This window comes from Pseudomonas sp. ERMR1:02, assembly GCF_002277815.1.
Taxonomy (GTDB): Bacteria; Pseudomonadota; Gammaproteobacteria; order Pseudomonadales; family Pseudomonadaceae; genus Aquipseudomonas.
Genome location: NZ_NKJI01000005.1, coordinates 44,354 through 56,317, shown reverse-complemented (window position 1 = coordinate 56,317; position 11,964 = coordinate 44,354). Strand labels below are relative to the sequence as shown.

The following is an 11,964-nucleotide window of genomic DNA, read 5'->3' as shown; positions in this document are numbered from 1 at the left end:
GCACGCTCGCGAAAGTTGGCAACGATAACGCGGGGGGACTGAATGCCCGCGCTGTCTGGGCGTTTTTCGCGAGCAGGCTCGCTCCTACAGGGTGGACGTGGTGTTTTACTGGACCTCGACAGCGCCACCAAACTTGCTCATCAGGAAACCGACAAACTCTTCAACGGTCATTTTCTGGCCGTTGAAATCCACCTGATTGTTGGCGTAGTGAAGTTTGCTGACAACATTGTTGCCATCCAGTTTTGCCAATTGGGAACCGACGGCCATGCTGCTGAACATGTCGGCAGTGGCGCCAGCTTGATCGGCTATCAGCTTGGCGTCGGTCTGGCCGTCGATTTGCGACTGTACGGTGAGTACGTCGACAATCATTGGCTTGGACACTTGCACATTGACGTCCAGCAGTGCGATCAACTGTCTGACCAACTGATCGGCCGGCAGATCGATGGTTTGCGGCTTGGTCAGGTCGAGCACCAGATTGGCGCGGCTTTCGCCGTTGGTGGTGTTGAAAGACAGGTTCTCCAGGGCCACCTGTGGACCGGCAGCGAGCAACATCTCCAGATTGGATTTGAGCTGCGCCTCTTCGGCTTCGGTCAGGTTCAGTTCCGGTGCCGGTTGACCGGCCTCGGCAGCCTCGGCGACGGCCTGCTCGTACGGTTGCAACCTGGTTTGGTAAATCTGCATCAACGCCATGGTGGACGGCATGTCGAGGTTCTTCAGGCTCATGGCCATCTGCGCAGAACCGACAGCTTTGCCATTGAGGGACACTTCGCCAATTTTGTAATCGGCGCGCCCGGAGCCGCTGGTGTCCTTTTCCTCGGTCTGGCTCTTCATTTCGAAATTCTTGAAGCCCAGCACCGACTGTTTCGGGCCGAAGGTGGTTTTGCTGTTACTCAGCTCGAGGTTGTTCTCACCGATGTAATAACCGTAGGGACTTTTGCTCAGGTTACTGGCCAGGGTCAGGCCACTCAATTCGACCTGTACAGGTGCCTGATCTTCGGAAACGGTGGTCAGTTTCAGGCTGTCCATGTAGCCGTCGGCTTTGACCTTCTGCGCCTGGGCACTGGCCGCGACATCGATCTTCAGACCGGAGAATTTCACGCTGGATTTCTCATCCAGAGCTGTTTCCAGCGGCAGCAACTCAAGCGTGCCTTTGGTGGAGTTGTCGTAGCCGATGTTGACCACACCTTTAAGCGGCGAAGCGTCCTTGGTGGCAGCGAACCATTTTTCCGTGAGCGGGGTTTTTTCCAGTTCGTAGTGACTGGTGGCCATGACTGGCAACCACTTCAGCGACACCAGGCGCGAGAACGGCAGCGGGCCATGCTCGATGTGATCGACGAACAGCAACTCGATGGGCGCCTCGCCGAACATTTCCCCTTCGCCCTTGAGGCGATAGTGCGCGGTGCTGCTGAAAACGTGACGCTCCAGTGATACCAGCTCTACCTTCGCCGTGCCCTTGTGCCCGACCAGCGCAGCCTGCAACTGCTGATTGGCGTCCGCCAGGGAGGTATTCAGCACACTTTCGATTTTGGTGCCGGTGTACCAGGCACCGCCTGCGCTGACTACGCCGATGGCGACAACAATTCCCAGAAGCACGCCTGCTGATTTATTCATGAATGACCCGTTCAATGTCCGTTGTCGAAGATGTGGTCGTCTTCCCTGAACCCATGACGGGTTGCGGTCACGACTGCGCTTGAAGTGGGGTGCAGATTAGCATCAGGCACGCGGGGCGGCCCAATGATTAAAGGTGAAAGAGTGTCTAGGGGGTCGTATTAGGCGTTGGAGTTTCGGCGTTCATTAAGTCGCCTTCGCGGGCAAGCCTCGCTCCTACAGCGATGGCGTCAGTTCAGGCAACGTCGAATCAGGAATACTGAACCTCGATTTCATCCAATTGATGATCAAAGGTTTTGAGCCGCGCGGTCCAGGTGTACACCAGCACTTCAAAATCCCGATTGATCACCGCCCCGCCCGTCACTTCCCCACGCGGGTCGCAGAAATCCAATTGGTAGCGCTCGCGGGCCATGGCGGTGGCGACGTCGGCCAGTTCCCGGGCGTTGCTGAGCCAGTGCCAACCGTCGTCCGCCACTTGCTTGTCCAGCTCCAGGCATTGCTTCTTCAAGGTTTCGAGGCTTTTTTCCAGCGGCGTGCCGGTGAGTTCACCCATGACCTCCTGGAACGTGCGGCCCGGCTGCCAGTAACTGCCCCAGAAGTACCGGTCGAACACCGTTTCGACACGGCGCAGCGCCACCTTGGTGTCCCAGATCAACACCAGGGTCTTGCCTTGTTCGAGTTGTCTTTTTTTGATCCGCTGAGTCTGGACCGATGCCCAGGCCACCACCGCGATGGACATCGCGGCAATCAGCGCGACGGCACTGTCGAGGAACACCAGTGCCTTGTCGATCTGATGGGCCAGCATAATGCCGTAGAAGTAGGTCGCCGTAAGCAGCACTAACGCCACGACGGCGCACCAGAAGCCGAGAGCATAAGGGTTTTTCATTCTTGGTTTCCCCATGACCTGCGCAAGCTTTGTGCGAAGCAAGGACGTTTTTTCACAAACGCCCCTTCAACACTTCAAAGCATAGCAACGGCCTCAGGGTTTGCCGGAGTTCGACGCTTGCGTTCGTCCGCTTTCCCAACCGCCGCCCAATGCCAGGAACAGATTGATCTGACCAGCGGCTACCTGAGTATTGGCAGCGGCCAGTTGCGCGCGGACATCGGTGTAGGTTCGGGTTGCTTGCAAGTCGGCGAGGAACGAGGCGCGACCGGCCTGGAAGAAACGGTGAGTCTGGTCGGCCGCCAGCTTCGCCGACTGCTCGGCATCCGCCAGGGCATCACGGCGTTGCAGCAGGGCGGAATACTGAGCCAGGGACGTCTGGGTTTCGCGGATCGCGTTGAGCACTACGCCATCGAACTGCGCCAGAGCGCCTTGAGTAACGGCTTCTGCCTCGCGGATTCGTGCACGGGCGCCGTTGGTCGGCACAGTCCAGGTCAGCGAGGGTCCGAAGCCCCAGCGGTTGGTGGACGGCTCGCCGAGGTTCTCCAGAATACCCACGGTACCAACCGTCGCACCGATGCTGACGTCCGGGTACAACTGAGCAGTGGCGATGCCAATCGTGGCGGTCGCAGCCGCCAGTCGACGCTCGGCTTGCCTGACGTCGGGACGACGCTTGAGCAACGATGCGCCGTCGCCCACCGGTATCAATTGGGCGATTTTCGGCAGCTCGGCACACGTGGCGGTGCCGGCCGGCAATTGATCCACAGGTTTGGCCAGCAACATCGATAAACGGAATAAACCGGCCTGACGCTCCGCCTCATACCGTGGCATATCGGCGCGCAGGGATTTGAATTGGGTTTGCGAACGGGTGACCTGGGTTTCATCGCCACGCCCGGCGTCGCGCAAACGCTGGATCAGCGTGGTGCTCTGGGCTTGCAGATCAAGGGAATGCTGGGCGATTTCCCGTTCTTCGTTGGCCGCGCACACTTGGGTGTAAGCGCGCACCACATCGGCCACCAGGGTGATGCGTGCGGTATCGGCGGCGGCTTGCGTCGCATCGGCATTGGCCTTGGCCGCTTCGATGCCGCGCTGCAACTTGCCGAACAGGTCGAATTGGTACGAAGCGCTGATGCCAATATCACCGACGTTAGCCACCGGCACTTTCTCCGGCAGCAGGAACGCTTCACCAGATTCCTGCAAACGCTGGGCGCCCATCTTCACGCCGCCGCTCCAGCCACCCGCCGCCTCAGCCTCGTCGACCTGGGCGCGGGACCGCTGCAGGTTGGCCGCGGCCACGCGCAAATCGGTATTGGACGCCATGGCCTGCTGGATCATCTGGTCAAGTCGCGGATCCCGATACAGGCGCCACCAATCGGCAGGCACCGGATCCGAGACCACCGGTTTGCCATCGATCGCCAGTTCGCCCTGCAAGTCTTCGCGGTGGATGGCTGCCTCGTCCGGCAAGTGATAGTCCGGCCCGACCGCCTGACACGCCGACAGCAGCAAGCCCAAACCGGCGACCGCCAACCCCGAGGCCTTGTTCATTGCGCTGGCTCCCGACTTTGATCGTCAATGATCGACACTGTGGCGGTACGCCCGGCGATCATGCGGAAATCCGCCGGCACGTCATCGAAGGCGATCCGCACCGGAATCCGCTGGGCCAGCCGCACCCAACTGAACGCCGGGTTGACGTTGGGCAACAAGTTGTTGCCGCTGGTGCGATCGCGGTCTTCGATACCGGCGACGATGCTTTCTACATGGCCACGCAGGCGCGCACGGTCGCCGACTACCCGGATGTCGACGCCTTGGCCGACATGAATGCCGTCCAGTTTGGTCTCTTCGAAATAGCCGTCGATATGGAAGGAGTTACTGTCGACCACCGACAACACCGGTCGCCCGGCGCTGACGAACTCCTGAGTACGCGGCGCGCGGTCGTTGACGTAACCGTCCACGGGGCTGCGGATCACCGAGCGGTCGAGGTTGAGCTGAGCGCTGTCGACGGCGACCTGGGCTTCCATCATCGCCACTTGGGCACGGGCCACCTTGGATTGGCTTTCTTCCAGTTGCTCGCCGGGCACCAGATTGCCCAAGCCCTTATTGCGCTTGGCTTCGCGCTGGGCTTGGGCGAGGGTTTCTTCGCGATCGGCCACCGCGGCCTTCGCCTGGCGCAACGCCAGTTTGAAACGATCCTGGTCGATGCTGAACAGCACCTGGCCGCGTTTGACCAACTGGTTGTCGCGCACTTCTACCTGCTGGATCAGCCCGGACACGTCCGGCGCGATCTGCACGATGTCGGCGCGAATGTGCCCGTCGCGGGTCCAGGGGGCGAACATGTAATACATCACCATGCGCCAGACCACGACAACGGCGAAGGCCACGATCAACAGGGTCAGGACCACGCGGCCGATGGTCAATAGAGGTTTTTTCATGTCATCAGGTATCGACTGAGTGAGTCCACGACGCCAAGCAACAAGGCGTAGAGAGCCACGTTAAACAATGCCCGGTGCCAGACCAGACGGTAAAAGTGCAGGCGCGTCAGCACCCCGTGCACCAGCAGGTACAACACATACGTAATACCCATCAGCACCAGCAGCGTGGGCAGGAACACCCCGCTGATATCCAGATCACCGATCATAAAGGCGCTCCATCAATGCCATGGGGAAGCGGTTCTTCGGGTTCGGCAGAGCCGACAAATTCAACACCGGGCAACAACGCCAGGCGCAGGCCACTCAAGGCGTGCAACAGATGCAGCCGGGTTTCATCATCGCCTTCGCCACCGAGGGCGCGGCGGGTGCGGTCGAGGGTCATCAATAATGGGCTCGGAGCCGGCAATCGTTCACCGGCCTTGAGGCAAGCCTTGAAGTATTCGCCGACCTCGCTCACCACTTGGCGTAACAACGCCTGCGATACGCCGTGAACCCGTGGCGTATAGGCGAGCAGGTCCAGCAGATTCAGGGCCACGCGGACTTCGCGCAGGGCGATGCCGGTGTCCTGGCCGGTCATGGCCAGACGCGGCAAATGCTGCATCAGGCGATCCAGTATCTGCACACCAAGGTGCCGGTGCTCGGCCAACGTGGCCGGTTCGGTCAGGCTGACGATGTCGCGCCAACTGAAACGGGTCAGGCGCTTGGCCGCCAGTTCGGCGCCGAAGGGTCGGGCAATCAGGGTCCAGACGAACGCAAACAGCAAACCGACGGGGCCGGCGAGGTTGGAGTTGGCGAAGCTGAGGAAGTCCGCGTCGTAGGCACCTTGAATACTGATGAAGGACGACGTGTTGACCAGGGTCAGCAGCATGCCCAGATAAAACTGCGGCTTGACGGTCAGGGTGCCGACGACAATGAACGGCACGGCGAACGCCAGCACCAGCATCGGGAAATCATGCAGATTGGGCAGCACCAGAAACAGGTAAAGGCTGGCGAACAACACCGACATCGCGGTCCAGAAAAAGAACCTGTAGATCTGCGGCGCCGGGTCGTCCATCGACGCGAAAAAGCTGCACGACACTGCAGCCAGAATCACTGCGGCACCGCCGTCGGTCCAGCCCAGCAGAATCCACAGTACCGACGCGACAATGATCGCGGTAATGGTGGACGCCGCCGAATAGAGCATTAGGCCATGGTCCAGAAACGGTGTCAGCCGACCCAGGCGCCAGTGCCGATACACCGCGCGCCAACTGTCCTGGTTTTCACACTGGATGGCGATTTGCAGGCTGCGGCAGTCTTGCCACAGATCGATCCATTCGCCGAGACGATAAATGGCGTTGGAAAACAGCAGTTGCTTGCGATCGTCCAGCGCTTCGGGGCTGGGTTGCAGAGCTTCGAGCTGGTCTCTTAATGCTCGCCATCGGTCAATGTTGGCATCCTTATGCTGGAGCCATTCGGTAGTGGCGCCAAGCAGCGGCGCGAACTTGTCCACCAACTCGGGCGTGCGCCGTTCCAGCGCGTAAAGCGCATCGTCGAGAGCATCGATGACCGGCAGCAGGTGGATCATCCGCCCACGCAGTTCCTTGGTGTTGCGCACCGTTTGCGGCCGCGCGCCTTCGTGGGGCAACTGGCCGATCATCAGTTCCAGGCTGTTGAAGGTCGTCACCATCGACATGCGTAATGCGCTGACTTCGTCTGGCTGCACGTTGCGACCTAGAAAACGCAGGCTGTAGTTCGAGGCATCGGTAAACCATTTGCTCACCGAGTCGTTGAACACTGGCGCCAGCCGCCTCGGCCAGAACATCGCGCCGACCACCGCCGCGACGGCGATGCCGAGGAAAATCTCTTCAGTGCGCGCCTCGGCGACATCCCACACCGCCAACGGGTTATCCACCACTGGAAGGGCGATCAGCGGCAAGGTGTAACCGGCGAGCATCAGGGCGTAGTTGTTGGCGGTGCGCAGGTGCAAGGACAGGAACAGCAGCGTTCCGGTCCACAAGGCAATGACCAGCACCAGCACATAGGGGCTCTGGACAAACATCGGCACGAAAAAAACCGCGGCAGCGGCGCCAAGAAAGGTGCCGACCGCGCGGTATAGAGCCTTGGAACTGGTAGGGCCGAGAAACGGATTGGAAACGATGTACACCGTGGCCATCGCCCAGTACGGACGCGGCATTTGCATGAGCAGGGCGATGTACAGCGCGATCATCGAGGCCGCGAAGGTGCGCACCCCGTAAAACCAGTCCCGCGCCGGGGGCATGCCGGTAAAGAAACCTTTCAAGAGTTGCTCACCGGGAATTGACTGGCCGATTCGAAGGCCTTCAAAACACGCAGCGCGGCTTCCAGATCATGCTGGTCGATGCCTTCGAGCACTTCATTGCGCAAACGCACCAGTTCAACTTCGACTTTTTGCACCAGCGTCCGACCGGTGTCGGTCAGGCTCAGGCATTTGGCGCGACGGTCGTGGGCGTCTTCGGTCCGGCATACATGGCCGGCATGACACAACTGATCCAGCAAACGCACCAGCGACGGGCTCTCCATCCCCGACGCCTGCGCCACCGCCACCTGCCGCACACCATCGCCCAAGCGCCCGATCATCAACAACGGGACGGCGCAGGCTTCGGAAATTCCATAGTTGACCAGCGTGGTCTGGCAGATTTTGCGCCAATGCCGGGCGGCCACCACCATGGAGCTGCTGATGTTCATCTGGAGAGCGTCGAGATTATTCGGCACGAGGAAATGCACACACTGTTAGTTTGCTAACTATCAATATCGCATTGGAGGGGATTTTTCGTCAAGTTTTGAAACAAATCTTCTGCCTCTCTGTAGGAGCGAGCCTGCTCGCGATGGTCGTTAACGATTACGCGTGCTTGCTGGTTATCCGCGGTGTACTTGAATCCATCGCGAGCGAGCTCGCTCCTACAGAAGATCACATACGTTTAATTGAACGGCATTTCGCGACTACCCTCCCCGCCCCTTCCTCAACATCACATCCAGCTGATCGACCACCTCCGCCCAATCGGCGTCATCGAGAATTTCATTGCGCAACAGATCCGCCTGGCTCGGGCTCCAGAAAAATGCGTCCGCCAGATGCAGTTCCGGTTTGAGCGGTGAATGGGTGGCGATGAATTTGTCGATGTTTTCGGCGTCGTCGGGCAGGCCGAGTTGTTTGAACAGGGATGGGAGGCTGTGGGTTGGGTTTTCCATGTCTGGCTCCTTTTTCGATGTGAGGTAGCTTCGCAGTCATTCGCGGGCAAGCCTCGCTCCTACAGGGTTCGTGTCGTTGCGCAATCAGGTGAACGACACGAACCCTGTAGGAGCGAGGCTTGCCCGCGAAGACCGCAGTGAATACGCCGCAAATCTAATCACTCAACTCCCGCACCTCAGCATGCGGCACCATTTTCAGAAAATCCGGCACGTTCATGTGCAGCAGATTGGTGTGATTGCCGGCTTCCAGGTAAATGTCTTTCTGCCGGGTCAGCAGCGGGTCGATGACCACGTCCAGCCCATAGGCCTCGCCCAGCGCTGGCACCGCACCGCGTTCGCAATCCTCAAACAGGTGCGGCAAATTGCTTTCCCGGGAGACCTGCCATTCACCGCTGCTGCGCACTTTGCTCAGGTCCAGGTGCCGGCTGGCGGGCAGCAGAGCCATCAGGTAGTGCCCGTGGTGGTCGTCGAGGATGACCGATTTAGCCACCCGTTCGGCAGGAATGCCCGCGACTCGCGCCGTTTCGAGGCTGCTGGCCGAGTGGGGGTGGGTCAGGATGTCGTAGTCGCATTGAGCCTTGTCCAGGCTTCGTTGCACGGTTCTTGCCATACGCATGATGCACCTCGGTGTCCGCAAAAACGCCTCGCGGACAATGGTTAACATTTTTGTACGTAGTGAAAGTCTAGGCCCGCCGGGGCAATCCGGCGGGAAATCCGCCCATCGGGCACGTCGACAAGTGAGCAAAATTCATACAAGCAGCGACTCAACTAAACTGTATACAGAACCACCAGCGACTCTCCCGGAGGGTCACGTGAACATGCGTTGTTTTGCCATTGCTTTGCTGTTGGCGTCGAGCGGCTCCACCTTCGCCGCAGACACTGTCGGACTGCCCGCACCCGACCCCGTCGGGATGTGGCTGATCACCTTCGGCATCGCCTTTCTGATCGCCGAAGCAGCCCTGCCCAACTACGGCGTGATCGGCCTGGGCGGGATTGTGATGTTCGTGATTGGCGCGGTGATCCTGACCAATGCCCAAATGCCCGTACCGTTGATGATCGGCCTGGGACTGATCAGCGCGCTGCTGCTGATTTTCCTGCTGATCCGCGCCCTGAAAACCCGACCGCGCCATACCGTCAGCGGCGATGCCGGACTGGTGGGCAGCGTGACGCCGGTGTTGTCGTTGCAGGCCGGTGACGCTTGTCATGGCTGGGTACATTTGCAGGGCGAACGCTGGCAAGTGTCGAGCGCCAAGCCGTTGCAGATCGGGCAACGGGTCCAGGTGGTAGCACGCAAGGGATTAATGCTGGAAGTGGCCGCGACTGACGCGGTACCGATTGGAGAATAGTCATGGGCTTGCAGCTGGGTTTTGTCGCGCTCCTGTTGTTGTTGATCGCATTGGCAGGGGCAACCTTCCGCATCCTGCGCGAGTACGAGCGTGGGGTGGTATTCCAGCTCGGACGCTTCTGGCAGGTCAAAGGCCCGGGCCTGATCCTGTTGATTCCGGTGGTCCAGCAAATGGTTCGCGTCGACTTGCGGACAATCGTACTCGACGTCCCGCCGCAAGACGTGATCACCCGCGACAACGTCTCGGTCAAGGTCAACGCGGTGCTGTACTTCCGCGTCCTCGATCCGCAGAAGGCAATCATCCAGGTCGAAGACTTTCTCATGGCCACCAGCCAATTGGCGCAAACCACCTTGCGCGCGGTGCTCGGTAAACACGAACTCGACGAGCTGCTGGCCGAACGCGAACGGCTGAACATCGACATCCAGCAAGTGCTCGACGCCCAGACCGACGCCTGGGTATCAAGGTGGCCAACGTCGAGATCAAGCACGTTGACCTCAATGAATCGATGATCCGCGCCATCGCCAAACAAGCCGAAGCGGAGCGCGAACGTCGGGCCAAGGTGATCCATGCCGAAGGCGAATTGCAGGCCTCGGAAAAACTCATGCAAGCTGCCGAGATGCTTGGTCGCCAGCCCGGTGCCATGCAGTTGCGTTACATGCAGACGCTGAGTTCGATTGCCGGTGACAAGAGCTCGACCATCGTCTTTCCGTTGCCGATCGAATTGCTCAAGGGCATGGCGGATCTGTCCGCGAAACCTTAAATACTAATTGTAGGAGCGAGCTTGCTCGCGATGGTCGTTAACGATTACGCGTGTTTACTGGCTAAACGCGGCGCTCTTGAGTCCATCGCGAGCAAGCTCGCTCCTACAGTTTCGTTCAATCGTTGCCCATGATGAACAACCGCGCCCGGTTATTACCCGCCACGGTCTCGCTGACTTTCTTCCAGCCACCGGGCAGCGGGGCGAACTCGTCCGGTTGATCGGCCGTGCTGATCAACCACACGCGTCCTGTTCCTCTGGGCAACTGACTGAGATGGTCGAGGTAAATCCTGTCCGCATCGCCATTGACCAGCGTTCCGAAACCGTAAGCGTTCGGGCGACTGGTACTACCGTTGGCCAAGGGCGGGGTGTAGAGCTGAGGAGCTGCATCGGTGCGGTTGTAGTAGACATAAGGCATGTACCAGAGTAGGTCGCTGATGACGATCCGGTCACCGGCCATGTAATGCTGATTGACGAACTCAACCATCACGCTGGTCTGGTCATTCACATCGACCGTGGCATTGGTTTTCAACCCGACCAGTTCGGTGCCGACAAACAGTGCCAACAACGCGATCGCCCATACGCGAAAACCATTGAGCAAGCGGTCGATGACCAGCGCCATGATCAGTGGCAGGCCCAGTGCAAAGGCGTTCAGATAACGCTCGATGAACACCGGCGAAATGAACGACACCCCGTAAACCAGCAACAGCGGCAGCAGGATGTAGAGCGCCAGCAAGACACTCCAGCGATAGCGGCTGCGATCACGCAGAACCGTCATCACGATCACTGCCAGCAACAGCACCGGCAGCGCGCCAAACAGCAACCAGGGCAAGTCATCCCCATCGTCCTGAATCAGAAAATCCCACACCATCGACGGCAATGAGCTGAGCGTGACCGGTAACTCCCAGCCTACATCACCGTTGGCCTTGAGCTGGTCCATGTGCTGGATCAGATCGATCAGGCCGGGAATCCATGGGGCAAACAGCATCACGATAGCCACGTTGGTAAACCACCAGGCCCGGCGGTTGATGTGGTTCAGGGGATGAGTCGGCTGCAGGCGCAGCACCAGCAAATACGTCCAATGGACAACCACGCACAACGCGGTGAAATAGTGGGTGTAAAACCCGGCGGTCATCAGCAGTGCGTAGATCATCAGCGCCTGCGTGTGACGAGGTTGTTTGACCCAATACACCAGTGCAATCGTGGCGCCGAGCAACCACACCCCCAGCCACGAGTACATCCGCACTTCCTGGCTGTAGCGCACAGCTGTTGGCAATAGCGCCAGCATCAGCCCGGCCAGCAATGCGGCACGAGGATTGGCAACCAATCGGACCAGCCACATGCCCAACATGACCACGGCAATACCCGGCAGCGCACTCAAGCTGCGTATCGAAAAATGCCGTCGCCAAACCACTCGATCCAGCCGTGCAGCAGCATGAAATACAGCGGTGGGTGCACGTCATGAGCGGCATGAAACCAAATGTCGGCCATCGAGTAGCGGCTCATCAACAGGCTGGAGCCCTCATCGCCCCAGATGGCCGCAGCGGTCAGGTCGTAAAACCGCGTTAGGGTGGCCAGCACCAGGATAAGCAGCCCGCCGACCCAGGCTTGCGACCACTGTTTTTTACCAGACAATCTCCGGCTCGCGCGCAATTGCTGGTGTTTGACCAACGGCTCTTTGATTTCCACCCCCATGACCACTACTTCACCTGCACTGACGAAACATGTTGCTCACTCTAG

Annotated in this window: 10 protein-coding genes and 2 pseudogenes; 2 read left to right on the top strand and 10 right to left on the bottom strand. The window is 59.4% G+C overall.

Annotated features, from left to right (window positions below):
* Positions 1 to 105 precede the first annotated feature (105 nt).
* The 9 genes from CES87_RS11055 to CES87_RS11010 form a co-directional block, all read right to left on the bottom strand.
* Entirely contained in the window at positions 106 to 1,611 is a 1,506-nt protein-coding gene (locus CES87_RS11055; protein WP_128606142.1) for a YdgA family protein, read from the bottom strand.
* A gap of 247 nt (positions 1,612 to 1,858) precedes the next feature.
* On the bottom strand, positions 1,859 to 2,494 hold the full coding sequence (locus CES87_RS11050) for an NADH:ubiquinone oxidoreductase subunit N (RefSeq protein ID WP_128606141.1): 636 nt from the start codon (positions 2,492 to 2,494) through the stop codon (positions 1,859 to 1,861).
* Positions 2,495 to 2,587: 93 nt separating this feature from the next.
* On the bottom strand, positions 2,588 to 4,036 hold the full coding sequence (locus CES87_RS11045; protein ID WP_128606140.1) for an efflux transporter outer membrane subunit: 1,449 nt from the start codon (positions 4,034 to 4,036) through the stop codon (positions 2,588 to 2,590).
* Positions 4,033 to 4,920: an HlyD family secretion protein gene (locus tag CES87_RS11040; RefSeq protein WP_128606139.1), complete on the bottom strand. Its 888-nt coding sequence runs from the start codon at positions 4,918 to 4,920 to the stop codon at positions 4,033 to 4,035. The genes CES87_RS11045 and CES87_RS11040 overlap by 4 nt, the downstream gene beginning before the upstream one ends.
* On the bottom strand, positions 4,917 to 5,126 hold the full coding sequence (locus CES87_RS11035) for a DUF1656 domain-containing protein (protein ID WP_128606138.1): 210 nt from the start codon (positions 5,124 to 5,126) through the stop codon (positions 4,917 to 4,919). The genes CES87_RS11040 and CES87_RS11035 overlap by 4 nt, the downstream gene beginning before the upstream one ends.
* Entirely contained in the window at positions 5,123 to 7,195 is a 2,073-nt protein-coding gene (locus CES87_RS11030; protein WP_128606137.1) for an FUSC family protein, read from the bottom strand. Before CES87_RS11030 ends, CES87_RS11035 begins: the two co-directional genes overlap by 4 nt.
* Positions 7,192 to 7,620, bottom strand: coding sequence for a MarR family winged helix-turn-helix transcriptional regulator (locus CES87_RS11025; protein ID WP_128606136.1), 429 nt, complete (start codon positions 7,618 to 7,620; stop codon positions 7,192 to 7,194). Before CES87_RS11025 ends, CES87_RS11030 begins: the two co-directional genes overlap by 4 nt.
* A 255-nt stretch (positions 7,621 to 7,875) precedes the next feature.
* Positions 7,876 to 8,121 (bottom strand): DUF2789 domain-containing protein, encoded by a 246-nt coding sequence (locus tag CES87_RS11015; RefSeq protein WP_128606135.1) that lies wholly within the window; start codon positions 8,119 to 8,121, stop codon positions 7,876 to 7,878.
* Between the two features lie 154 nt (positions 8,122 to 8,275).
* Positions 8,276 to 8,737: an aminoacyl-tRNA deacylase gene (locus CES87_RS11010; protein ID WP_128606134.1), complete on the bottom strand. Its 462-nt coding sequence runs from the start codon at positions 8,735 to 8,737 to the stop codon at positions 8,276 to 8,278.
* Between the two features lie 196 nt (positions 8,738 to 8,933).
* Between CES87_RS11010 and CES87_RS11005 the strand changes: the two genes are divergently transcribed.
* Both CES87_RS11005 and CES87_RS11000 read left to right on the top strand, forming a co-directional pair.
* Positions 8,934 to 9,467, top strand: a complete 534-nt coding sequence (locus CES87_RS11005) for an NfeD family protein (RefSeq protein ID WP_178081414.1) — start codon at positions 8,934 to 8,936, stop codon at positions 9,465 to 9,467.
* Between the two features lie 2 nt (positions 9,468 to 9,469).
* Positions 9,470 to 10,227 (top strand): annotated as a pseudogene (locus CES87_RS11000) (slipin family protein).
* 115 nt (positions 10,228 to 10,342) lie between these two features.
* On the opposite strand, the pseudogene CES87_RS10995 reads toward CES87_RS11000, so the two are convergent.
* A pseudogene (locus CES87_RS10995) lies at positions 10,343 to 11,919 on the bottom strand (glycosyltransferase family 39 protein).
* Between the last annotated feature and the right edge of the window lie 45 nt (positions 11,920 to 11,964).